The sequence below is a fragment of the Streptomyces sp. NBC_00510 genome (genome assembly GCA_036013505.1).
Taxonomy (GTDB): domain Bacteria; phylum Actinomycetota; class Actinomycetes; order Streptomycetales; family Streptomycetaceae; genus Actinacidiphila.
This window is the reverse complement of sequence record CP107851.1, coordinates 10,113,019-10,136,386: the sequence shown is the minus strand read 5'-3', so window position 1 is coordinate 10,136,386 and position 23,368 is coordinate 10,113,019. Positions and strand designations below refer to the sequence as shown.

Here is a 23,368-nt window from a genome sequence, read left to right as displayed (position 1 = left end):
TTCCTCCACGGACTGGACCCGGCCAGACTTATACGGCATTATCGAAGCGACGTCGGGTGCCGGCGTCACTCCAACCGAGTCGGTGAGGTCGCCATGTCCAAGCCCGCGAACCCCACGTTCGTGGACGCCGCACAGATCTGCGAGAAGCACGGCGTGAGCCGCTCGCGGCTGAGCGAGTGGAACCGGGACCGCGCCGACACCGGATTCCCCGCGGCCCATCACGGCACGGGCCGCCGCGGAAACCCGCTGCAGTGGCTCGAGCAGGAAGTCGACGCCTGGTTCACCCAGCGCGCCAAGGACACCGAGCAAGCCCGCAAGCTCCCCGCATCCGTGCTCGACGGCGACCGCGACGAACTGCTCAACACCACCCAGGTCGCCGCGATGCTCGGCTTCAAGCGGAGAACGACCATCGTGTCCTACCTGAGGCAACACCCCGGCTATTTCCCGAAGCCGGACGTGATCGAGCCGATCCCCTCCGGGCCCGGCCGGCCGCACGAGATGCACTGGCGCCGCGGCACCATCATCGACTGGAAAGCCACCCGCCCCGGCAAGGGCAAACGGATCGGCGCGACCCGCCAGGCACCCGAACTGCCGCAGGTCCCCGTCGACGGTGACCCGGACGAGCTGCTCTCCTCCACCCAGGCAGCCTCCATGCTCGGCTACAAAAGCCTCAACAGCTTCTCCAGCGCCCTGGCCCAAGGCAACCTCCCAGGCCTCGCAACGCCGGACGCACTGCAGGCCGGCGCCCGCGGCGGCCCCCGGCGCATGTGGAAACGCAGCACCATCCTCAACGCACGCACCCGATAGACCAGCACCACCAGCCGCGGACCGGCGCCCGGCTACCCTCAAGACGCGGACCTGGTTTTTCTTGACGATGGTTCGGACCAGGAGCCGCCCGACGGCCGGCATGAGAGGGCTGCCAACCTCCTCCCCCGCAGGGACACCCCTGCGGGGAACCGGCCGCCGCGATAACCACCCCCGCACGCCGTCACCTACCAACCCCAGGGTCCATCCCAACGGGCACGACCAGCAGATCCCCGGGAACCACACCCCCGGCACCGGGAGCAACCGACGTTCAGCCGGTAACAGTTCACGTCGAAGCCATCCCCCCGGCCGCGAGGACCAACTGTCCGACGGGAACGACCGTGCCGTGATGCAGGGACCACCCCCGCACGCGCGGGAAGCAGCCCTTTCGGAGCTTGGCGCGGATGGTGTCGGCGGGACCATCCCCGCGGGCGCGGCGAGCAGCTCGAAGACCTCGTCACCGAGGAGCCGGACCCGCGACCATCCTCGCGGGGCGCAAGGAGCAGCGCCAGAGCGTCTCCAGCGACCGGGCGTTATCGGAACCATCCCCACAGGCACGGGGAGCAGGTCCCGGGCCGGGCCGCCTCGATCACCTTGCCGAGACCATCCCCGCGGGCGCGGGGAGCAGTGGTCCACGTTGCCGGTGGCGATGTCCATCGTGGGACCATCCCCGCGGACGCGAGGAGCAGACCGGGCGGCGGTCTGCTGGACCTTGGCGTCGGGACCATCCCTGCCAGTGCGAGGAGCAGAACATGGACCGCAGGGCCATGAAGGCGTCCCGGGGGCCATCCCCGCCAGCGCGAGGAGAGCAGAGTAGGAACCGCTGGACGCCGCGACCTCCGCAACCACTCCTGCACGTGCAGGAAGCAACTGGAACATCCAGTGGTACTTCACCGAATCGTAGGGGTCCTCTCCGCGGGCACGGGGAACAGCCAGACGGCGAGGGCTACGACGGGCGGGCCGTGCCGGGGACCATCCCCGCGGGCACGGGGAGCAGGGGAGGATCAGGCCCCGTCCCGAGTCGTACTTGGGACCATCACCGCGGGCGCGGGGAGCAGGCCGGGTGATTGTCGCAGATGGCGAGGAGGTTGGGACCATCACCATCACCGCGGGCGCGGGGAGCGGGACGGTCAGATCGTCGTCCCCGACCTGTCGCTGGGACCATCCCCGCGGGCGCGGGGAGCAGAAGGCCATCGTGGATACGACCCTGACCACGATGGGACCATCCTCGCGGGCGCGGGGAGCGCACTGGGCGACCTGCTTACACGCTTGAACCCAGGAGAAGTGGCACTTTCATGGAAAGCGGCATTTAGAACAGGAGTGGAGCCGTCTGACTGCGAGTTATCGCAGCATGTGGCGGTGGTCACGGTTCTTCCGGGGCATTACATCGGGTTCGGATAAGACACCAACACTCCCCGAATGCCTACTCCAGTGATCTGTTGCATCCGTGCGTCACAGCTACAGCTTCAAGGCGCTTAACCGCGCCGTTCTCGAGATGCGGCAGCACGCCGATGGCGAGGGCCTGCAGTCCCAGCAGGGCCCACTCGCTGGCGCGGGGCGGAAGAGCAGCGATGGCCTGCGGGGTGGGCAGCACGCGCAGTACGGCCCGCGGGTCCTGGTAGTCCAGGCGTGCAATGTCGTGCGGGTTGAGAGGATCGGTGACGACGAGGTGCGTGGTGATCCTGCGGCGGCGGCCTTGAGTGTTGATGACAGCGACCTGGCGTCGGATGGTCGCCTGGCCGGCCAGTACGGCGCGGGCGGCGTCCTCGGGGGTCTGGCCGTCGTCGACGGTGCCGTGCGGGAGGACGTAGTAGCCGTGGCCGGTCACGTCGGCGAGGACTAGGCCGTTCGCGCCGACGGGCGCTAGGAGGGAGACGCCCACGATGGGGGGTCGCCAGTTCTCGTAGCGGGGGCGTGCGGGTGGTGGCGCGCCGGTGGGCGCGGTCGTGGTCACCACAGCGTCGGGTCCCTTTCGGGTTCGGGGGCACCGGGCAGGCCGGGCGGTACGGCCGCGGCCACGAGCTCGTCCCAGGTGCCGTAGTGGCGTGCCATGGCGACGAGGAGTTGCGCGGTGGCCCAGGTGTCATAGGTGGCGCGGTGGCGGTGTGCCGGGGCCTCGCTCATGTCCGGCTGGACGTGCTCGAGCACGGCGTCGAGGCTGTACTTCGTCAGGTCGTACGTCGCCTTGGCGAGGCGTAGCGTGTCGAGGACCCCGGCGGGTTCCCACCGCGGAAGGTGCGCTTTGAGCACCTTGTAGTCCACGTGCGCGTTGTGGGCGACGATCCATGCCGTGCCCAGCAGCGTGTGGACGTGGTCGGCGATCTCCTCCCAGCCCGGCGCGCTCGCGAGGGCCTGGTTGGTCAGGCCGTGCACGCGGGTGGCGAAGCCCGTGATCGGGCGTCGGGGTTTGGTCAGCCACGCGCTGGCCCTGGTCTTGTCGGGCCGGCCGTCCGTGATGGGCAGCGCGGCGACCTCGACCAGGTCGGGCGGGGTCTGGCCGTTGCCCTCGACGTCGACGACGAGCAGCCGGGGCCAGGAGGAGAAGTTCATGCCGTTCCGTTCTCCGCGGGCCAGCCGATTGGGGCTCGGCCGTGCTGGCGGTACAGGTGGGGGCTGTGCCGGTCGTGGCACTGGTAGCCGAACAACTGCTGCAGGTAGTTCCGGGTGGGCCCGTCGAGGCCTTCCACGATGATGGCGCGCTCTCCAATCTCAACGGGGCCGGTCGCGCCGAGTTCCTGTGCCCGTGCGGTGACGGCGGTCAGGTCGGGCTTGGCCCATGCGTCCTTGCAGAGCTGGAGCTGTTCCAGGGGGCAGATGTCGCACAGTTCCCTGATGCCGTAGTGCCCGTTGTAGTCGGCCTCGCCGTGGACGTAGGCCACGCCGCATGAGGTCTTGCGGAACAGCGGGCCCCAGGGGGCTTCGCTGTTGCCGGGGTCGTGGAAGGCGGCCAAGATCCGGTGTTCGCCGATCTCGGGCATGACCTTGCGGCGGGCGGTGTCGTCGTAGGGGATCGGCAGGCCGTGGCCCTCGTAGTAGGCGGCGATCTCGTCCTTGAAGAACAGGCCGGTGAAGACGGTCGCGTGGGCGTGGCGGGACAGCTCGCGGGCGCGCGCCAGGTGGGCGTCGGTGTCGTTGAGGCCGGGTACGATCGGCCGCCAGTACAGCAGGGTGCGGTAGTTCTCGGCGTGCTCGTACAGGGTGCGGAGGCTGGTGGCGGCGATGTTGGAGTCCACCGGTTCGATGCGCGGGTCGTCGATGCCGGAGTGGGTGACCAGGATCGTCAGACGCAGGTGCGTGAAGCTGTTGAGGACCGCGCAGTCCTCGGGCTCGACGCGCCACCGGGTGATGATCAGGACGTGGTTCGTCAGGCCGCGGGCGTTGAGGAGCTGCAGCACGCGGAAGGTGTGGGGGCTTGACCGTGGGCAGCATGGGGTCGGTGGCACGGTTGAAGACCTGGATGGGCGTGGCGTGCGGCCGGAACAGCGGGTGGTCGACGAGGCGCTGCACGGCCTCCGCGTCGCTCATGAGGGCCCTCGGGACCTTCATTTCGAAGTTCTGGAAGAGGTGTCTCACGCAGTACCCGCAGTCGAGCGGGCACCCGACTATGTGGTTCAGGGAGATGCCGCTCTTGCGGTAGGCGACCGGGTCCAGGAGCTCGGGGTCCATGCCAGCGCTCTGCTCGGCCGTAAGGATCGGCAGCGGGCGGCGGGTGGCGCGCGGAATCGCAGACGTGGTCATGAAGCCTCCAGGGTCAGACGGGCAGGTACTGGGCCGGGGCGGCCGGTTCGGTCAGCAGAGCGCGGCGCGCGGCGCCGAACCATGTGCCGAAGTCCCGGCGGGCCGCGGCCGGATCGTCCGAGGTGTGCGCGAGGTTCCGCACGAGGCGCTTCTCGGCGACCGCCGCGGCAAGGCTGTCGTTGCCCAGGTCGCCGCGGATCGTGCCGGGGGCGGCCACGGTGGGGTCGTAGTGCCCGAGTAGGTCGCGCAGCCGCGCGTGGACGCCGGGCGCGCCATGGATGAGGGCGACGGTGACCGGGCGGGCGGCGTACTCGGCGTCGAGGCAGGCGGGGATGTCGCGGTCGGTGAACCAGTCGGCGTTGACGAGCAGGTCCCAGTAGTGCACGTGCGCCTGCCAGGCCTGCGCGGTGAGGTGACGGCGGGCGACGACGGTGGCGTAGGAGCCGGAGATGCGTTCGAGTACCTGGTCGACGAGGCCGCGGTCCACGGCGTCGGGCTTGCACAGCGCGACGACCCACTGGGAGAAGTCGACGCCTTCCACGACGGTGCCGCTCGGCGGCATGCGGGTCACAGCTCGCCCCTGTTCTGGGCGCAGGCCTCCCAGCGGTGGCCGCACAGCCAGCGCAGGCCCGGCCGCAGCGCCGTGAGGACGTCGTGGGTGACCGCGTCGGTGTGGTCGTGCTTGATTTGCCGATACAGCTCGAACAGCAACACGACTTGCTGCCAGTACGGGTCCAGGTCGAGGGCTGCCACATCGTCGGCGGTGTACTGGGCGCGGTTGGTGCGGAGCAGTTCCTCGTGCTGCAGGACGCGGGTGATGCTGTCCGCGTCGGTGTCGGCGGGCATGGCCGGGAACGCGTACGTCTGTGGTGCGGGCCGGGTGCGGGCCTCGTGCAGTACGCGCTTGACCCGGTCGACGTTGCGGTCGTTGACGTGCGCGGAGCCGATGTAGTGGGTGTAGGAGCCGAGCATCAGGCCCAGTCGCACGGCCGCGTACTCCTGGATCATCGTGAAGGAGAACACGTCGCTCAGCAGGCCGCAGTCCAGATCGTTGGCCCGCATGTTGACCACCATGTGCAGGCGCCCGCCGCGGGGAAGCAGGTGCAGGCCGGCCAGGCACGACACGCTCGGGTTGTCGCGGTCGGCGAGCTCCGCGGAGGAGAACACGGGCAGGTAGCCGCGTTTGCTGTCCTTCTCCTGCTGCAGGACCTCGAGGACACGGTCGAAGGGGGAGACGGTGTCGCCGGCGGCCGGGTAGAACAGGACGTGCCCGTAGGCGCTTCCGTCGAGGTTGACGCCGTCGCGGGAGTCCGAGGCCATCGTCGGCGCGTAGTGGACCATCATCGCCAGGTCGCGCCGCCCGGCCAGGTACCAGAGCGCTTCGGCGAAGTGGAAGACCGGGTTGACCTTCCGTTCCGCGAGGTAGGGAAGGCGCTGACGGGGGTCGGGCAGGCGGAAGCCCACGCCGATCACCTCGCGTGCGTCGTTGCCGCGCGGGCCAATGTGGTGCTCGGTCTGTTCAGTCGCCAGTTCCAGCAGGGACACGTATGCGCCCTCGATGCTGCGGCTCATCGGTGGAGTGAGCATGGCTCTCCTCAGTGCTCGGGGTGCGTGGCTTGGTCCGCCGTGCACGCCGGGTGATCCGAATGGGCACGGCGCGCACGGCGAATGGTGCTCGGCCCGGTCCTTCTTCACTGGCGGGCCACCCACCCCCCGGAGGGAAGGGGCGGGGTTTCCTCCCCGGGATGGGAAGGAGACTGGGAGTGCCGCGGGACTCAGGGGGCGTGAAAGCCCATCGCAGCAGCGAACGACTCGTGCGGAGTCGGCATCGGGCGGAAACGCTCGAGGAGGTCGCGGAGCGGATTCGGTGGCACAAGCCGGTCGCTCACGCAGGGCCGCAGCCAGTACGGGCCCGGGGGCACATCACGGGCGAGCGGAGGCAGGGTCAGGATGTGCGGGGCACCGACGCACAGACCGTAGGTGTGCGGCTCCCACCGGGCGGTCGTCCCGGGAGGCACGAGCCAGTACAGCCACGCGTTCTCCGGGTCGGCGATGACCGGGCCGCAGACGCCGAGCTGGACCTCGTCCATGGCGGCCACTATGTCGGCGGAGTCAGTCCCGCTGCCGCTGATCACCACGTCGAAGAGGCCGCCGCCGAGAGGCATCCGGACCGCGCGCTGATCGCCGATGTCGAGGTAGGCGCGGATGCGGGCGGCCAGGTCCTGCATGTCGTCTCGAGGGGGCACCGGCGCCTCAGTGGTCAGCATGCCGGCGTCCCCGGCACCAGGGCCTGCACGGTCTTGGAGCGGCCGTCCTCGGCGACAGCGAAGGAGAGGCGGGCGCCGAGGTGTTGTGCGACCCACAGGCCGCGGGCCGACTGGCCCTCGGTGGGCTTCCAGGTGACGGCCTCGATGAAGCCAGGGAAGTCCGGGAACGGGTCGGTCACCTCGATGAGGAGTTCGCCCGTGGCGATGACGGCCAGGCGCAAGTCCAGGCGGCCCCGCGGCGGCGGCGACGAGTGCCGGGCGGCGTTGTCCATCACCCGCGCGGCAATCTGCGCGGCATTCTTGATGTCGCCGTGCCAGTGACCCATCGTGAGCTGCGTGCGGGTGTGGACCCTGGCGTTTCCGCTCGCGGACCCGTTCGCCTCGAAGTCCCTCCGCCAGTGCCAAACGGCGTCGTCGCGGACGGGCATGGGCGTCTCAACCACGGCAACCGGAAAGCCAGACGCGCCGGTCGAGTCGGTTGCGGGTGTGTGGGGTCGTGTGCTGCTCACCTTGTCTCCCAAGGCCGAGATCATGCGCTGTCTTGTGACGAGGTAACCGCGCAATCACTCTCCGCAGTAGGGCGAACGGGCACCAACGTGCATGCACGCCCTAGGGCGAATTTGCGATTCCATTACCTTCGGGTCTGGCGCCCCTACTACCGTTGACACATGGTCAGCTCCCGTGATGGGCACAGGAACACGGTCCTGGAAGCGCAGATGCGCGCCGCCGGTATGAGCGCAGCTGACCTTGCCAAGGCGCTCAACGAAGCTTTACTCGCCCTCACCGGACGCATGGGCGACTTGACAGACCGCACGATCCGACGCCTCCTGAGCGGACAAACTCGATGGCCGCAGACGCGACAGCTTCTGGCGCTGGAGGCAGTATTCGGCTGTACCGGTGAGGCGCTGGGCTTCACCAAGCCAACCCGCGCCAAGCGGAAGCCCACGCAAGAGGACCCCATGCAACGCCGAACTTTCGCTGCCGGCGCAGTCGCCGCCGTGATTCCCACACCCATCACCGCACCCCGACGCATCGGACGCGCCGACCTCGAACGCATGCAGGCGGCCCTCGACGCGCTCTCCGTCCAAGAACAGCGATCCGGCGGCTCCGCTGCGGTGGAAACCGAAGCTCTTACCAAGGCACAGATGGCCGTGGACCTTATGAACCATGGCCAGACCACCACCACCATCCGTTGCGCGATCTACAGCCTCGCCGCCAACGCCACCATGGCCGCTGCGTGGGCCGCGCTCGACGCCCACGCCATGGAACGCGCCCAGCGTCATCTCGAACGAGCCCTCATGCTGGCCGGCTATAGCGGAGACTCAGTGGTCACCCTCCGCGCCTGGAACTACATGGCGTTGCTGTCCAGCCAGCGCAACAAGCCCGGTGACGCCCAGGCCGCCGCGGAACGCGTACGCCGCAACGCCACAACCCGGCGTGATCCGATGTACGCCTCCCTTGGACACGCCAGATATGCGCTGGCCCTGTCGCAACAGCAGGACGTACGCGGGGCCCTACGCGCCATCCGCCTGTCCGAAGACGCCCTGCACAGAGCAGACGCCAACGCTCCCCGCCCGGCATGGTTCAGCTTCTACGATGTCGCCGAGTGGCACGGCCTGTCCTCACTCGTGCACCTTCGTATTGGCCGGCCCGATGAAGCCGAGTTCCACGTCCACCAGACCCTCGCCCGCATCCGCCCCGGCTTCGAGAGAAATCGCGCCTACTACACGGCGCAGCTCGCCATCGCCCAGGTCAAGCAAGGAGACCTTGAGCAGGCCTGCCGCACCGCTGACGTCCTCTACACCCATGGTCTTCCCAACTCCGGGCGTGTCCGCGAACTGCTGCGTATCTTCCGCACTGAGGCCGCCGCTACCGGATCGAAACGCGCACGCGCGTGGCTGCATGACACTGCCACCACCACCCTTTGAGAAAGGACCGCACCATGGACCTGGAGCTTCAGCGCATCGGACGGGAACAGCTCGACGAGGTACGGCACACCCTCCTAAGCGTGTACGCCGAGGTCTACGCGCACCGCATGGAGGACCCGTTCTTCTCCATAGAGCGCTTCGATGAGCGACTTACAGGGCACGCCGGCCGCAACTCCTGGGAGGCCGTCATCGGCTATGTGAACGCAGAGCCCGTCGGCTACGCCTACGGCGCCGCCCTGCAGCCCGGCGCCCGCTGGTGGATGCACCAGCTCGACCCCCTGCCAGAGGACTACACCGAGGAGACAGGCGCCCGCACTCTCGCTCTGTTCGAGATCATGACCCGCGAACAGTGGCGTGGTACCGGCGTCGCCCATCGCATCCACGAGGAGCTGCTCGCCAGCCGCGCCGAGGAGCGCGTGACTCTGCTGGTGGACCCCCGCAAGGTCGATGTCAAGGCCATGTACGAGCGCTGGGGCTACGCAAGCGTCGGCGAGCAGAAGCCGTTCCCGGACTCCCCGCTCTACGCCACCATGGTCCGCCAACTCCGAACCCCCACGACCGCGTAGACAGCCAAGCAATGGGCGATGGAGGCCCTGCCCGGTCCGGCACGGCCTCCATCATTTCTGCCTATCTGACCTGGGTCACCTCCCCATGAGGAGAGCTGCAAGCTGCCCGCGGAGCTCGACGCGGGCGCGCTCCACAGCGAGGTGCTGCGAAACCAAGCAAGCCGAAGCAACACGACTCCTCAGCCGGCCCGTCATCGACCTCGGCCCCGCCCGGCACGCGCGCGCGAGAGAAGGGATAGAGACTGTGCCGATTTCGAGGCATGCCGGTGACCGTGGTCATGACCTCGGTGTCGATCCGCACGGTGATCTGTCCATGAGCCCACGCATCCAGAGCCACGTGCGTGGTCGTCGGACCGGCGCGCACTACCCTCGCGCGGCTCCGCTCGTAGACTGCCATGGCCTGCCTCCGTGCACATCGTGCCTGATCAGCCTTGCCGAGGCGACAAGTCACGTCAACGCAGAATAGCTCCCAGCCCCTGCCTTCAGCCCTGGATCAGAGCAACCCGACCTGCTGGAGGACCCGGGCGTCGGTGTTGTACGGGTAGTGATGGCCGTGCTCAAGGCTCTTCTGGACGAGCTGACCCCTCTCCTTGTCCGCGTGGAAGGTCGACCAGTTGTGGCACGTCTCGCACACCTCGATCGTGAGGAAGGGTCGCAGGAGGTGCAGGCCACGGTCGCGGTCGACCAGGTACAGGCTGCCGCTCTCGATCGTGTTGCTCGGATGCTTCATCGTCGAGGTGGGCACCACGGGATGGTCGCCCATCAGGCGCCGGAACATGATCGAAGCCTCGGCCTGGTAGGCGTCCCACGACACGGACGTCACGTGGACAAGAGGCAGATCAGCGAGGAACCGGGCATGTCCCAGCACCAGCTCTAGGTCGCCGCGTGCCTCCTGCAGCGCCGCGGGGAGGGTGACTGCGTCGAGCGCACGCCCGTGCGCTCTGGCATGGCGGCGGTCTGCCAGCCGACTCCGTGCCTGCTGGACGTCATCACTGCTGAGAAGGGTTCCCAGCTCGTGGAGGGGGTGGTCCGGAGTCAAGCCGCGCCGGGTCTTCGCCCCGCCGATTTGCTGCAGGATCGCCGTCCAGTCCCCCAGCCCTGGGCCGCCTGCGCCCCCGGACAGTTTGCGTTGTAGATCCGATACGGAGGAGAGACTTATCCCGGCTTCATGGGCAAGGGCCGCCGCGACCAGAGCGCCGTACGCGAGAAGCGCCTCCGCTGTCTCAAGAACGGCGTCGTAGGCGGGCGCAGTGTCGTTTGCACTGGTCCGGGCCTCGACTTCTCGCCAGCGCAACGCGATGGGGTATGGAAGTCGGGTGCGGAAGATGTAGCCCGGTTGGTCAAGTTGGGCTGCGGCTTCCGCTCGGAGGCGGGTGAGCTGGCCAGCCTCGATGATGGAGCGTCGCGCGTTCTCGGGGTTGGACCCGGTGTCGTATACGGAGTTGGCCAGGTTCGCTGCTTCTGCGCTCCAGCAACTCATCCGTTGGCCAGCTGTGCTCAGTTCCTCCAGCGCTGCCGAGAGTGCCTGATCGACTATCGGCAACGTCAGGGTACGGAGGTCTCTGGGCGAAAGCCGCCGGAGCCCGGCCGTGCCGTAGGCCAAGCGTCCGACGCTGTCTGAGCGCAGGAAGGCGAGGATCAGGCGAGCGTGGTCCAGCGGCAAGGAGGTGACGGGGCGTAGGACGAGGAGGCTGCCCACAGCTGCCGCGGGCAGGTCGGACTCCTCGACACGAGCTGCCTTGGGGTGTCCGGTGATCACTTCAGATAGCAGAAGATCTCCGGCGCGGAGGTGGAATTGCTCCGGTACATCGTTCCGCCAGATGTCGGCATCTTCGTCCGGTTCGGCAATCTCCCCGTCCCGGCTCAGGTGGCTGAGCCTGATCAGACGTACGGCATCCGGCCGATCCGGCAGGCAAGCACCCTCCGATGCAGAGCCCTTGATCGGATAGCTACGCCGAACGCTGGCGATCACTGTCTCTAAGGGCACACCTGCCGTTGTCGACTGATCCTGACCGTTCTCAGACGTACTGTCCGCTCCGACACTCGACATGGCTCCCCCTCGAGCTCAAGATGATCGGATTCTAGGACGGGCAATGACGAGCTTGGTCGGTTTCCCAGCAGGTCACAGGAGTTGCGCTGCCGACCTCGCCCATCGACGGGCGTTCGCTCATGCCGTTCGATCCATCCGGGCCGCTGGTACGGCGGGGATCTGGCCGTCGCGCTGAGCCCGCTTGTAGGCCAGAGCGCATAGCCGCGCGTGGTCGCTGCTCGCAGCGCGGGGGCACGCGGCCTCGATAGCGGCCTGGCCGTCAGCGAAGGCCTCCTCCGGCTCCCGGCTGCTGCGTAGCGCGGCATCATGCTGCGCGGCCCGTGCTCGAGTCTCCTGCTCGAAGCCCGACTGTTCGGCGGCGCGGACAGCGTCTTGGATGGCGGCCGGCGCGAGGAGATACCCGGCTGGCACGTAGTCGGGGACGACCCGGAATACGGCGTGCCGGTTCAGGATCTGCTCGAACCACCCCCGCGTAGGCGGCGACGACGTGCCGATGGCGGGGCTGGGGGCCGTCCCGACCTCGGCAGAACCACCCGGGCGTGGGCGGGGACGACGTGGTTTTCGGCGGGGCGGTCGTGACGGCTCTGGAACCACCCCCGCGTAGGCGGGGACGGCACGACACCCGAAGGTTCTTCACCTGACGGATCAGGTACGAACCATCCCCGCGTGGGCGGGGACGACGCAGGCGCGCGGCCTCACATCCTGTGGGACCCCGAACCACCCCCGCGTAGGCGGGACGACTCGTCCTCGTCCAGGCAGGCCACCCATTCGGGCGAACCACCCCCGCGTAGGCGGGGACGACTACCTCTACGTCTCCAGCGGTACCGCGATCCGTGAACCACCCCCGCGTAGGCGGGGACGACGACGAAGCCCCCGTACCTCGCCGGTACGGGGGCGAACCACCCCCGCGTAGGCGGGGACGACCCGCCGACGAACAGCGCCAGGCCGGGCACGGACGAACCACCCCCGCGTAGGCGGGGACGACATGGTGGCGCCCGAGGGGACAGTCCACGCGAACGAACCACTCCCGCGTAGGCGGGGACGACTTCTGGGCGAGCTTCCACCCGGCGTTGCCGAGCGAACCACCCCCGCGTAGGCGGGGACGACGCCGGTGGTGGCGGTGACTGCGGGCATCAGCCGGAACCACCCCCGCGTAGGCGGGGACGACTTGTTGTAGTGCGTGGTCTTGATGACGATCGACGAACCACCCCCGCGTAGGCGGGGACGACTAGCGCAGCGCGTCGACGCTGTGATCGTCCCGTGAACCACCCCCGCGTAGGCGGGGACGACGTTGTTGATGGACTTGCCGTGCCCGGCGAGCGAGAACCACTCCCGCGTAGGCGGGGACGACGTGGTGCAGGCGGGCGAAGAACTCGCGCACGGCGAACCACCCCCGCGTAGGCGGGGACGACTAGTGCCGCGTCAGGCAACGTTCGCCCTCTTGTGAGGTGACGCGCCGCCCGGGTGATCGCTCGGAGGGCCGCGGGCCGCCAAACTACGCGGGTGGCAGAGCGAGTACGGGTTCGCGAGATCGATGACGACGAGGGCCGGCGGCTGCTGCGGATCGTCCGCAGGGGGACCGGATCGGTGGTGACCTGGCGGCGCGCGCAGATGGTCTTGCTGTCCGCGCAAGGCATGGCCGTGGCGAAGATCGCCGAAGTGACGTTCACGAGCCCGGACCGGGTTCGTGATGTGATCCACGACTTCAACGCCGACGGCTTTGAGGCGCTCTACCCCAAGTACAAGGGTGGACGCCCCAGGACCTTCACCCTGCCCGAGCGCAGAGAGATCAAGAAGATCGCCAAGTCCAAGCCGGTCGAGCACGGCCTGCCCTGCTCGACCTGGAGCCTGGCCAAACTGGCCGGCTTCCTGGTCGCCGAGGGGGTGGTCGACGACATCAGCCACGAGGGCCTGCGGGTCCTGCTCCGCGAGGAGGGCGTCTCCTTTCAACGCGTGAAGACCTGGAAGACCTCCCGTGACCCCGACTACGCCGCCAAGAAGGCCCGGGTCGAGCACCTCTACGCGATTGCCGACGACGAGGTCACACCCGATGGCGGAGAACCCGAAGTCGTGTTCTGCATGGACGAGTTCGGCCCGCTTAACCTCCAACCGCACCCGGGACGGCAGTGGGCCGAACTCGGCGGCAAGCACAAGGATCCCGACCGGGAACCCAGACCGAGGAGGCGAGCGACATACACCCGCCCGCACGGCGTGCGTCACCTGTTCGCCGCGTATGACCTGAGCAAGAACAAGCTCTACGGGCACATCAAGAAGACCAAGAACCGCTCGAAGTTCCTGGAGTTCTGCCGCTACCTGCGCGGCCTCTACCCGACCAACGTGCGCATCGCCATCGTCTGCGACAACTTCTCCCCGCACCTGACCACCAAGCGCTGCCGCCGGGTCGCGGACTGGGCCGAGGCGAACAACGTCGAGATCGCCTACACCCCGACCAACAGCTCCTGGCTCAACCGCATCGAAGCCCAGTTCACCGCCCTGCGCTACTTCGCCCTCGACGGCACCGACCACCCCACTCACAAGGCCCAGGGCAGCATGATCCGCCGCTACATCATCTGGCGGAACAAGAACGCCACCGACAAGCACCTCACAGCCCTCGTGAGCAGGGCCAACGCAGCCTGACCTGCAACGGCAACAGGCATCGTCACCACAGGTGCAGGAAGCTCCGCACGTCGTCATAACCGTCCTGGGCCCGACCGTCCACGTCCGACGGGTCCACCTCGGCCCGCGCCGCCAGCGACGCTGCCAGTGCGAGGGCCTCATCGCTGAGTCGACCGAAGCGTCGAGCGGTATGGCCCAGGCACAGGCCGGCCAGCCCGAGCAACGGACTCCCCGACACAGCCCGCGTCCCGACCTCCATGCACCAGTGCTCGACGAACTCTCGGTCGTCGTCGTTCAACGCACTCCCGACCAGGACACTCGCTGCCTCGATCTCGTGCGAGCGGTCACCCAGAGCCCGCTCCAACGTCTCGACTACAACCTCGTGAGGCAGCGCGGGAGGGTTCCGGAAGCTCCGATGTGTATGCACCCCGCGAGACTACGCAGACCCGCAACACATACATCTGTCAGGCTGCACCCAACGGGGCGAACGTTGCCTGATGCGGCACTAGGCGCCATGACGTCCCCGATACGTTCCGGTAGAACCACCCCCGCGTAGGCGGGGACGACAGGGCGTCGGCGGCGGTGCGGCCGGGGGCGCGGGAACCACCCCCGCGTAGGCGGGGACGACAGACCGATGGCTCCCCATCCGGTGATGCGGGGCGAACCACCCCCGCGTAGGCGGGGACGACTCCTTCCGGCCGCCGATCTTCGGCGGGGTGAACGAACCACCCCCGCGTAGGCGGGGACGACTCGTACTCGGCGGCGGGGCCGTCATGGTGTGGGGAACCACCCCCGCGTAGGCGGGGACGACCGGGGGCCACCCCAGGGGGTGCCGCCGGCCTGGGAACCACCCCCGCGTAGGCGGGGACGACGCGTCCTCGGCAACGCGCTGCATGCGGTCGGCCGAACCACCCCCGCGTAGGCGGGGACGACAGCACCCACACGCCCATGGGGAGGGGTCCCACCGAACCACCCCCGCGTAGGCGGGGACGACGGACCGAGCCCGTATCCCTGGTCGTTGGCGTACGAACCACCCCCGCGTAGGCGGGGACGACTCCTGCGACGTGCGCGGAAGCTTGACGCCGAGCGAACCACCCCCGCGTAGGCGGGGACGACGAGTACTCCGGGGCCGCCAGCTCGCCCCAGTACGAACCACCCCCGCGTAGGCGGGGACGACACAGACGTGCAAGTGCCCGCCGCCGTGCCAGGGGAACCACCCCCGCGTAGGCGGGGACGACGGGCCTGTGGCGGGCCTATCAGGAAGCTCGGGAGAACCACCCCCGCGTAGGCGGGGACGACGATGCGCCCCGTCTGGTCCAGGATGATGCACATGAACCACCCCCGCGTAGGCGGGGACGACTAGTCCAGAACGCGGCCGTTCTCCTTGGCTGCCGAACCACCCCCGCGTAGGCGGGGACGACGCCTCCAGGTCGGCCTGGACGGAGCCCGACGCCGAACCACCCCCGCGTAGGCGGGGACGACACACCCGCATACGAAGAGGCGGGCATCTCTTTCGAACCACCCCCGCGTAGGCGGGGACGACACACCGCCGGTGAGGTACTCGTCCGGGGTCTCGGAACCACCCCCGCGTAGGCGGGGACGACGGACGTCATGGCGCCTACCACCGCTGTGCAGGGGAACCACCCCCGCGTAGGCGGGGACGACGGCGGCTTCGGGGGTGCCTTGGGCGGGGGAGGCGAACCACCCCCGCGTAGGCGGGGACGACACCGCGTCCCCGGACAGGCCCGCGAGCAGCGCAGAACCACCCCCGCGTAGGCGGGGACGACGCCTGTGTGGTCACACCGGACACGCCGCCAGGGGAACCACCCCCGCGTAGGCGGGGACGACACTTCCTGACCTGCGGCGTTGTTACGCGATCACGCTGTTTTCCTTTACGTAATTTGCGTGGGGCGCCATGGTTCCGTTCCGTTGCCGCGTGGGCGGGCCATGAGGGTGATGCCGTCGAAGTCAGCGGGGGTCCAGCGGTCACGGCCAGCTGTGCGTACGGACCATCCCTGCTCTGTAGCTGCTGGCTCGATCATGACGGCTTGTCCGTCGCTGATTCGCTCGGCGAGCACGTTCCACAGGCGATCGCGGATACGGGGGTTAGGCGTTCCGACGAAGACGCCTGGGGCTGTTTCGAGGAACCATCGGGTGAGGTGACCGCGTAGTCCTGGTGGTGCGGCGATGAGCACGACGACTGTCATGTGGCCGCCCCCGGGTTCGCCGCATCCTGTGTCGCTCCATGCGGTGTGTCAGGTGCTGCGGATCTGGTGGTCGTATCGCTGTCCGCGCCAGGGCGAGGGAGCAGGACATCGAGGTGCCGGTTGGGTGCAAAGGCGTCGCCCCAGTTGCGGCCGCTGGCGATGATGGTGTTGCTCTCGTCCCACAGCCCGCTCAGTTCCTCGTCGAGTGGAGTGTCTGGGTTGGGAGCGAGAAGGTGTTTGATGTCGGTGACGATGCGAGGCATGAGTTTGCCTCGGACGACGGCGTCGCGTAGCGCTGTGCGTGCGTCGCGCTCGGTTGTCAGGCCCTTTGCTGCGAGATCGAAGGCCAGGGGAATGGTGAATTCGGCCTTGTAGAGGTCGGCGATGTCCAGGACGAAGGACAGTGCGGAACCAGTGTGGACGAAGCCGAGTGCTGGGCTGGCGCCGATGCCGGTGATGACGGCGTGGCAGATGCCGTAGAGGGCGGAGTTGGCAGCGGACAGCAGCCGGTTGACGTCGTCGCCGGCGGCGAACGCGTCTCCTGGCCGGTAGTCGCGTTTGACCCATGGGACGCCGGTGCGTTCGGCATGGTGGGCGTAGAGCCGGCGGATGCGGGTGCCCTCGCGACCGCGGAGTTGCTGGAGGGTCAGTGCGGTGGTGTCCTCTCCGGGGAATCGGAGTTCGTACATGCGCCGGGCGACGGCGACGCGTTCTTTGGGCCGGGTGACCAGCCATGCCTGGCGGAGTTGGAGTTGGGAGCCGCGGGCGGTGCTGAGCCCTGCGGCATAAAGGCGGACGCCGTGCTCGCCGACCCAGCACACGGCGGTGGCGGAGTCGGCGAGCAGGGTGATGGCGGCGTGGGTGATGCGGGTGCCGGGTCCGATGAGGAGCACGGCGAGGTAGGCGGACGGGACGTGAACGGTTCGTGCTTTGGTGACCAAAACGATGGCGTTGTCGTCCCGGTCAATGTGGCAGCGTTCGGCGTAGAGGCTGGTGATGCGGTCTTCGAGCCGGTGCACGTCCTGTGGCCCGGTGCGCCACCAGGGTTCAGGCACCGGGTGCCTCGGCGGGGAGCGGGGCAAGGGTGAGGAGTCCTTGTCCGTAGCCCTTGGCTGGGCCGATGCCGCCGAGGAGGGCGGCGCGTAGTGCGGTGGGGTTGGTGACGCGGAGCCGGCCTTGGAAGGTGGCGGTGGCCAGGGTGACGCGTGGGCCTTGGCTGTGTTTGCGGAATCGCAGGACGTCGCGGGTGAGCAGCGACACCGCGGGAGCGGGCTGTGGGTCTGGCGCGTCGTGGGTGAGGCCGGGGGCCGGGTCGGGGGCGGGCACGGTGGGGATGGTGAAGCCGTGGCGGTCGGCGCGGGTCAGGAGCCAGTGGAGTTGTTGTGCCGCGGTGCGCTGGGGGACGCGGAAGCCTCGTGCGCCGCGTTCGGCGGCGGTGCCAGGGATGCTGTTCTGTTTCTCCAGCCGGGCGGTCTGCTCGTCGCTGGGCTTGATCGGGCGGCGTACGGACTGGACCGGGTTGGCGGTAAGGCGGAACGCGAATTCCCGTCCGATCACGAGCCGGTCGAGAACGGGGGTGTAGTCGGCGATGAGGGCCTGACCGCCGTCGGCGTCGGGCCAGCCAGCCTGTTCGATGAGGTGGTACCAGGACGGTCGGCTCTCGGTCAGGACCAGGACCTCGGCACGGTGGGCGGCGTGGGTTTCCAGCCGCCACAGGACGCGTTCGGTGACCGGCTGGACGGCGAGCCCGGCCAGGATGGCAGCGTGCATCCGGTGCGGGTTGCCGAGCAGGGCGGTGGCTTCGCGGCGGCGCGGGTTGAGAGGAATCTTCGACAGGTACGGCATGGGGTCACCAGCCCAGGAGGGCGAAGGGGTCGTGGCCGGTGTGGCCCGGACCAGTGGAGGGGGTGGGTGCGTCGCCGGTGGGCTGCTCGTGCCCGGTGGGCACGGTGACCCACAGGTGCCGCACGGCCCGCTGGGTGAAGGTAGTACCCTCACGCAGGTCGTAGGTGTCGGGCACGTCGGCGACGAGGTCCTCACCGGCGGGGTCCTCGACGGTGGCCTCAAGCGTGACCTGCACGTCGCGGGTCCGGCGGCGGTGGTGGGCGGAGGCCTGCCAGGGCACCGCGGCCAGGATGTCGGTGAGTTCGGCGTCGGGACGAAGTCCGAGGGTGACCGGCCCGGTGGGCGGGCAGGAGCGGCGTCCGAGCGACAGCGGGAAGTGCGGGTGCTTTACGGCGTGATCGAGGCTTTCCAGCAGGGGTGCGGGACCGCGAAGGGCGGCGATGAACACCGCGTCCTGGAGGTAGTAGCGCTGCGTGACGTGGGTGTATTTGGCGGGGCTGGTCTTCTTCTGGACGCCCTTGGCGTCGACCTTGCCGGCTGGGAGTGGCAGTCCGCGGTGGTCGCTGACGGTGTGGTAGTCGCGCAGGAGGCTTCCGGGCTGGTCGACGCGGACACCGAGTTGCAGTCCGAGGAGGTCGGTGAGCGAGGCGTCGCGGGGGCGGCCGCCGGCGGCGGCGAGCAGGCCGAGGACGCCGGACTTGGTGGGCTGGGGGTGGGTGTCGCGCCGGTTGTAGCGGGAGGGTGCGCCCCAGGCTTGCAAGGGGGCGGCCAGTCGCAGGACGAGGACGGCGGAGTCGGTCATCACACCTCCGCCTGCTCGGTGCCGGTCGTGGGGATGGTGCCGTCGGCGAGCCACTGTCCGACCAGGTCCTGAAGGGATTCCAGCAGGGCGGGGAAGGCCACGGAGGGGCCGAAGGCCTCGGTGAGCTTGTCGCCTTCCAGGGCGTAGGTGGCCAGGGTGCGCTGCGGTGTCGTGCCCCATGCGGCGGTCACCGCGGTCAGTTCGCCGGCCAGGCGGGTGGCGGATTCGGCGGCCAGGCCGTTGTGGCCGGTGACGGGTTCCTCGAAGGCGGAGACCAGGTTGACGGGCTGGTCGGTGCGCACGGTGATCAGGACCAGGTGGGGCAGGGTGCGGTGGGCGAAGGTGTTCTGGTGTCCGGTCGGCATGGAGCGGGTGAAGGAGTCCACGAACCGGACGGTGGCGTCACAGGTGGCGTCCGCGGAGCTGAGGTTGTCCTTGAGCTGGTGGACGCCGAGGACGGCGTAGCGGTAGAGGGTGGAGGAGTTGAACTCCACGGTGCCGATCATGCCGGCGCCGGAGTCCTCGACGTTCTCGTCATCCACGGCGGTGTAGTAGTCGAACTCGGTGCGCACGGCGTGGGTGGACAGGGCGTGGGCGACCTGCACGGCGGCGTCCACGTTGAGGTCCTTCAGGTCGGCGACCATCCGGCCGAAGAGGGCGACCTCGGCGGGGTGACCGGTGGACAAGGTGGCCACCACGGGGAGCTTGCTCACCTCGTCCTTCAGGTCCTTGTCGGGCAGGGCGGCCAGCTCGGCGGCCCGGCCGTCCAGGAGCGCGACGAGCGAGTCGAGCTGCCGCTTGCCGAAGAAGAGCAGGTAGGCGGACTGGTCTTCCTTCTTGGCGGACTTGGTGATGCCCAGCGGCTCCAGCAGCGCGCCGGCCAGCCGGTCGGCCTGCTCGGCGGTCAGCCCGGCTCCGCCTTCGGCCGTGGGCCGGGTGAGCCGCTCGGCCAGGAGGCTGGCGATCCGCTTGGTGCGGGTGGCACGGTCGGCTGTGGGCACGCCTTGGGCGAAGTGGATGCGGGTGGCGCGCTTCCACGCCTGGGAGGAGACGCGGGCGCGGCGGGCTCCGCCGTAGACGGCCTGCTTGGGGGTGCCCGAGTCGTCGCGGTTGATGTTGGACGGGGGGACGCTCTGGAGGATGTGGACCTCGACGAAGAGGGTGGGCTGGTCCATGAGCGGACTCCTTTGGTGTGGTCGTGCGCCGCGCCTTGGGGCAGCGCCGAGGGGAAAACACGGTGTCTGGTGCCGGGTGCGGGGCACGGCGGGCTGGTACGAGGCGCCGGTGAGGTGGCGGGGGACGCGTCACCGGGGGCAGGGCGCGTGCGGTGATCCCGTGTGCGCGCAGGACGGATGCAGGGGCGGGGTGCCGGTGCTGCGTGGGGGCGTGTTGCCGGTGGCCGCAGGGGCCGGGCTCCCCGTGTCAGCCCTGGCCGGTGGGTGCGCCAATGCGGAAGTCGCGGTCCCAGCGGCTGCGGATGCGTGCCTGCTGTTCGGGGTGCCGTGCGTCGTCCCAGCGCAGCAGGTCGTCGCGGAGCCGGGTGTAGTCCAGGCCGATGGCCGCCCCCCTCAGCAACGGGACCAGTCCCCGCAGATGCCAGCAGAGCTCCTCGCCGTCCGCGGAGGTCAGCAGCTGGCCTACGCGCCGTGTCATGGCCTCCTCCCCCGCCTTGTCGGCGCCGACCAGGTGCAGCAACCGTCGGCAGGCGGCCCCGGGACTGGTGCCCGCGGCATGCATCGGCTCGCGCCGGGCCTGCTGGTGCAGGCCGAACAGGGTGAGCACCGCGTGCTCAGCCGCAAGGCCCCGGCCCAAGAAGCCGGCTTCCTGGGCAGCCGGGCTGACCCGGGCCCGGTGGAAGGGCCACATCGCGGGCACCGTGCCCGCCTCACGGCCCAGGCCGGAGCGCAGTGCCGCCAGTTCCGCACCGGTTTCGGCGCGCTGCGGGTCGAAGGTGACCCAGTACGGGGAGCCTTCGCCGTCGGGGATGGCCGTGGCGGGACCGCCGTTGGGACTGCTGGTCTGGGTGCCGGCGCGGTCGGTGTACTGCAGGCCCCAGGCGCGGATGGTCCTGCCGTGCCCGGTTCCCAGCCAGGACCGCAGGTCGTGCAGGAGCCGGGTGTAGTCCAGGCCGATGCCCGCATCGCGGAGCAGGGGGACCAGTCCGCGCAAGTGCCAGAGGAGTTCGTCGAGGTCCTGGGCGGTCGCGGCGGCGGTCACGCGCCGGTCCAGGGCCTTGCCCGACATGGCCCCGGTGCGGTGCAGCCTGCGGCAGGCCGTGCCGAGGCCTGCTCCGGCCTGGTGCACCGATGGCCTGGACGGTGGCTGGTGAAAACCGAACAGGGTCAGCGTGGCGTGCTCGGCCGCGTAGGCGGCCGGCACCGGTTCGCCGGGCCGGGCAATGTCCGGCAACGGCGTCCGGTGCAGGGGCCTCATGGCCGGCACGCTGCCGGGCTCGCGGCCCAGACCGTCGCGCAGTGCGCGCAGGTCCCGTGCGGCATACGGCGTGCCGGGGGCGTAGGTCTCCCAGAAGTGGGGGCGGCGCGGGGCGCGGACGCTGGTGGTCATGCGACGGCCTCCTCGTTCGCCGAGCGTGCCTCGGCGGCCCGCCACAAAATCTCCCCGAGCGCCTTGTGGAAGCGCCCCTCAGCGCTGCCGCTGCGGAAGACGACCTCTTTGCCGTTCACTTTGATCTTCCGTCCGATCACGGCCCGGGGCGGAGCGGCGGCCAGCAACGCGCGCGCCTGATCAACCGCGGTCAGGCGCAGGGCCTGTTCCCAGGCTTCCTGCCCGCGCTCGACCAGCTCGCCGTCGTCACCGGCGGTGCGCAGGCCGGCCAGCACGCGGCGCATGCTGCGGTCCACCGAGTGCAGGAACCGCGCCGAGGCGGCTTCCCCCTTGTCCCGCGGCAGTGGGTCACCGCCGGCGGCCCGCCGCAGGTCGGCGTGGAGACGGTCCAAGGCCCGGGCGACCTGGTCGGCTTGCTCGACACATTCCAAGATCGCCTGCCGTAGCAGGGCATCCTCACCGACCAGCGCGGTCACCGGCAGCGGGATCCCGTCGGCGATGGCGTTCTCGACCACCGCGCTTTGATTGCCGTACTCCAGGCCGCAGATCTCCACGCCCAGCGGGTAGCCGGCCGGCAGCCGGTCCTCCGCACGCAGCTCGCCGATCTGACGCAGGAGCACCGAGGTGTAGGGCCCGTCGGAATCGGTCGGCATGGTCAGCGCCAGCAGGGCGCCAAGGCCCCGCCAGGCCGCCCGCCCGGAGATGTGGCGCCGCGGCCGCAGCGGCGGCTGGCCCGCTTTGGGCTTGGCCGCGTGATTCCACGCGGTGTGCGGATCGATCTGCGGGGTGGAGGTCAGCCGGTCGCCCGCGCAGACCACCACCTGCCGCACCCGCAGCCCGTCGTGTGTCTCGCACGGGATCAGCCGGATCCGCCGGGACTGGAACGTCAGCAGGTCCAGCAGATCGCGGGCCGAACGCGCGGACCACTCAGGGCCGGCCGGGTCCTTCTCCCCCGCGGTGTGCGGGCGCTCCGGCCACGCCCACTGGGGACGGTCGGCCGGGTCGAGACCGTCGGCCAGGACCGGGGTGTTCAGCAGCAGCGTCTCGTACAGCGTCCGCCCGGTCGGCACGATGACACCGAGCTGACCGAGCGGGCCGGTCGGATTACCCGTGGTCTTGTTGCCCTTCGCCGCCTGCGGGTCACCGACCGCGCCGGTCTTGATCGCGGCGGTGTCCCAGCACTGCGCATGCAGGAGCCACAACGCTGCCTGAGCAGGCGTCAGGTCCAAGTCGTCGGCCTCGGTAACCGCGCTGAACAGCGGCACGTTATTGCCCGTCGCGATCGAGGGGACCAGCAGCGTGGACGGCTTCGTCTCCCCGGTCAGCGCGGTCAGCCCGCCGGCCTGCGCGAAAGGCCGCACCGGATCGAAAAGCCGGAACCGGCCGCCATAGCCGGACGGACCGAGATAGCGGACCAGTTGCTCGGCCTCGTCCTCGGTAAACCGCCCCCGCTCGAACCGCTCCTGCCACTCCCCCACCGTGCGAGGCGCGCCCAGCACGTCCAGCACGACCGGCAGCAGCAACTGCCGCAGCAGCGCGGGCAGCATCGTCGGCACGGGCACATCCAGCCGTCGCACCGAGTGCGAGGCCGTCAACGCCTCCAACACCCCGACATCGCTTACTGCGCCGTCCGTGCGGACCACCGGCAGCCATCTGCCGCGAACAAGATCATCTTCAGGTCCCATGGAAGCCCCCCTCCCTGGATGAGACGCGTCTCCCCAGACGCATCTGCCGTTGATCATGTCGCCCGATTTATAAGGAAATTGACGTCATATCATCAACGGCAGGCAGACTTTCATGAAGTTGCAGTGCTGGTCAAGCTCTACGGATCGATGGCACTCAACCGAGGCGCCCTTCGGTACCCCGGTACGCTCTACACACGGGCGGCGCCCCGCCCTCCCCGCCCCTGCGGGGGTGTTCCCTTGCAGTGCTGAGAGCCGTCCCCGCCCCCGCGGGGGTCCCCCGGTCTCAGGGCACGGG

The 23,368-nt window shown here is 69.5% G+C and carries 20 protein-coding genes and 2 CRISPR repeat arrays; of the genes, 4 read left to right on the top strand and 16 right to left on the bottom strand.

The window, feature by feature from the left end; translation table 11 throughout:
* The first annotated feature begins 93 nt into the window (after positions 1-93).
* Positions 94-807, top strand: a complete 714-nt coding sequence (locus OG937_46205) for a hypothetical protein (GenBank protein WUD78573.1) — start codon at positions 94-96, stop codon at positions 805-807.
* 1,420 nt (positions 808-2,227) lie between these two features.
* Here the strand turns inward: OG937_46205 and OG937_46200 are convergent.
* The 7 genes from OG937_46200 to OG937_46170 form a co-directional block, all read right to left on the bottom strand.
* Positions 2,228-2,758, bottom strand: coding sequence for a hypothetical protein (locus OG937_46200; protein ID WUD78572.1), 531 nt, complete (start codon positions 2,756-2,758; stop codon positions 2,228-2,230).
* Positions 2,755-3,354 carry a 3'-5' exonuclease gene (locus tag OG937_46195; GenBank protein WUD78571.1) on the bottom strand — a complete coding sequence of 200 codons (600 nt, stop codon included), beginning with the start codon at positions 3,352-3,354 and terminating at the stop codon, positions 2,755-2,757. The genes OG937_46200 and OG937_46195 overlap by 4 nt, the downstream gene beginning before the upstream one ends.
* Positions 3,351-4,199: a radical SAM protein gene (locus OG937_46190; GenBank protein ID WUD78570.1), complete on the bottom strand. Its 849-nt coding sequence runs from the start codon at positions 4,197-4,199 to the stop codon at positions 3,351-3,353. Before OG937_46190 ends, OG937_46195 begins: the two co-directional genes overlap by 4 nt.
* A gap of 356 nt (positions 4,200-4,555) precedes the next feature.
* A complete protein-coding gene (locus OG937_46185) occupies positions 4,556-5,104 on the bottom strand; it encodes a nucleoside-diphosphate kinase (GenBank protein WUD79088.1) in 549 nt (182 codons plus the stop codon).
* Positions 5,105-5,109: 5 nt separating this feature from the next.
* Positions 5,110-6,129, bottom strand: a complete 1,020-nt coding sequence (locus OG937_46180) for a thymidylate synthase (GenBank protein ID WUD78569.1) — start codon at positions 6,127-6,129, stop codon at positions 5,110-5,112.
* 188 nt (positions 6,130-6,317) lie between these two features.
* The gene (locus OG937_46175) at positions 6,318-6,809 is read right to left on the bottom strand and encodes a hypothetical protein (GenBank protein WUD78568.1); all 492 of its coding nucleotides are present in this window, start codon (positions 6,807-6,809) and stop codon (positions 6,318-6,320) included.
* A complete protein-coding gene (locus tag OG937_46170; protein WUD78567.1) occupies positions 6,803-7,237 on the bottom strand; it encodes a hypothetical protein in 435 nt (144 codons plus the stop codon). The genes OG937_46175 and OG937_46170 overlap by 7 nt, the downstream gene beginning before the upstream one ends.
* A gap of 240 nt (positions 7,238-7,477) precedes the next feature.
* Between OG937_46170 and OG937_46165 the strand changes: the two genes are divergently transcribed.
* Positions 7,478-8,737 (top strand): hypothetical protein, encoded by a 1,260-nt coding sequence (locus OG937_46165; GenBank protein ID WUD78566.1) that lies wholly within the window; start codon positions 7,478-7,480, stop codon positions 8,735-8,737.
* Between the two features lie 14 nt (positions 8,738-8,751).
* On the top strand, positions 8,752-9,303 hold the full coding sequence (locus OG937_46160; GenBank protein WUD78565.1) for an N-acetyltransferase: 552 nt from the start codon (positions 8,752-8,754) through the stop codon (positions 9,301-9,303).
* A gap of 493 nt (positions 9,304-9,796) precedes the next feature.
* Here the strand turns inward: OG937_46160 and OG937_46155 are convergent, their stop codons facing one another.
* Positions 9,797-11,275 carry a restriction endonuclease gene (locus tag OG937_46155; GenBank protein WUD78564.1) on the bottom strand — a complete coding sequence of 493 codons (1,479 nt, stop codon included), beginning with the start codon at positions 11,273-11,275 and terminating at the stop codon, positions 9,797-9,799.
* A gap of 537 nt (positions 11,276-11,812) precedes the next feature.
* Positions 11,813-12,765: a CRISPR direct-repeat array (repeat unit 28 nt; unit sequence GAACCACCCCCGCGTAGGCGGGGACGAC).
* 91 nt (positions 12,766-12,856) lie between these two features.
* Between OG937_46155 and OG937_46150 the strand changes: the two genes are divergently transcribed.
* Positions 12,857-13,990 (top strand): IS630 family transposase, encoded by a 1,134-nt coding sequence (locus OG937_46150; GenBank protein WUD78563.1) that lies wholly within the window; start codon positions 12,857-12,859, stop codon positions 13,988-13,990.
* A 22-nt stretch (positions 13,991-14,012) separates the two neighbouring features.
* On the opposite strand, the gene OG937_46145 is transcribed toward OG937_46150, so the two are convergent.
* The 8 genes from OG937_46145 to casA all read right to left on the bottom strand — a co-directional run bounded on the left by OG937_46145 (position 14,013) and on the right by casA (position 23,073).
* The gene (locus OG937_46145) at positions 14,013-14,267 is read right to left on the bottom strand and encodes a hypothetical protein (protein ID WUD78562.1); all 255 of its coding nucleotides are present in this window, start codon (positions 14,265-14,267) and stop codon (positions 14,013-14,015) included.
* A gap of 241 nt (positions 14,268-14,508) precedes the next feature.
* Positions 14,509-15,817: a CRISPR direct-repeat array (repeat unit 28 nt; unit sequence GAACCACCCCCGCGTAGGCGGGGACGAC).
* A gap of 44 nt (positions 15,818-15,861) precedes the next feature.
* Positions 15,862-16,176: a type I-E CRISPR-associated endoribonuclease Cas2e gene (gene cas2e, locus OG937_46140; GenBank protein WUD78561.1), complete on the bottom strand. Its 315-nt coding sequence runs from the start codon at positions 16,174-16,176 to the stop codon at positions 15,862-15,864.
* Positions 16,173-17,231 (bottom strand): type I-E CRISPR-associated endonuclease Cas1e, encoded by a 1,059-nt coding sequence (gene cas1e, locus OG937_46135; GenBank protein WUD78560.1) that lies wholly within the window; start codon positions 17,229-17,231, stop codon positions 16,173-16,175. Before cas1e ends, cas2e begins: the two co-directional genes overlap by 4 nt.
* Positions 17,224-18,021 (bottom strand): type I-E CRISPR-associated protein Cas6/Cse3/CasE, encoded by a 798-nt coding sequence (gene cas6e, locus OG937_46130; GenBank protein ID WUD78559.1) that lies wholly within the window; start codon positions 18,019-18,021, stop codon positions 17,224-17,226. The genes cas1e and cas6e overlap by 8 nt, the downstream gene beginning before the upstream one ends.
* 4 nt (positions 18,022-18,025) lie before the next feature.
* Complete coding sequence (gene cas5e / locus OG937_46125; GenBank protein ID WUD78558.1) at positions 18,026-18,823, bottom strand: type I-E CRISPR-associated protein Cas5/CasD; 798 nt, start codon at positions 18,821-18,823, stop codon at positions 18,026-18,028.
* A complete protein-coding gene (cas7e, locus tag OG937_46120) occupies positions 18,823-19,998 on the bottom strand; it encodes a type I-E CRISPR-associated protein Cas7/Cse4/CasC (GenBank protein WUD78557.1) in 1,176 nt (391 codons plus the stop codon). Before cas7e ends, cas5e begins: the two co-directional genes overlap by 1 nt.
* Positions 19,999-20,245: 247 nt before the next feature.
* Positions 20,246-21,388, bottom strand: a complete 1,143-nt coding sequence (casB, locus tag OG937_46115; protein WUD78556.1) for a type I-E CRISPR-associated protein Cse2/CasB — start codon at positions 21,386-21,388, stop codon at positions 20,246-20,248.
* Positions 21,385-23,073, bottom strand: a complete 1,689-nt coding sequence (gene casA / locus OG937_46110; protein WUD78555.1) for a type I-E CRISPR-associated protein Cse1/CasA — start codon at positions 23,071-23,073, stop codon at positions 21,385-21,387. The genes casB and casA overlap by 4 nt, the downstream gene beginning before the upstream one ends.
* Positions 23,074-23,368: the final 295 nt, after the last annotated feature.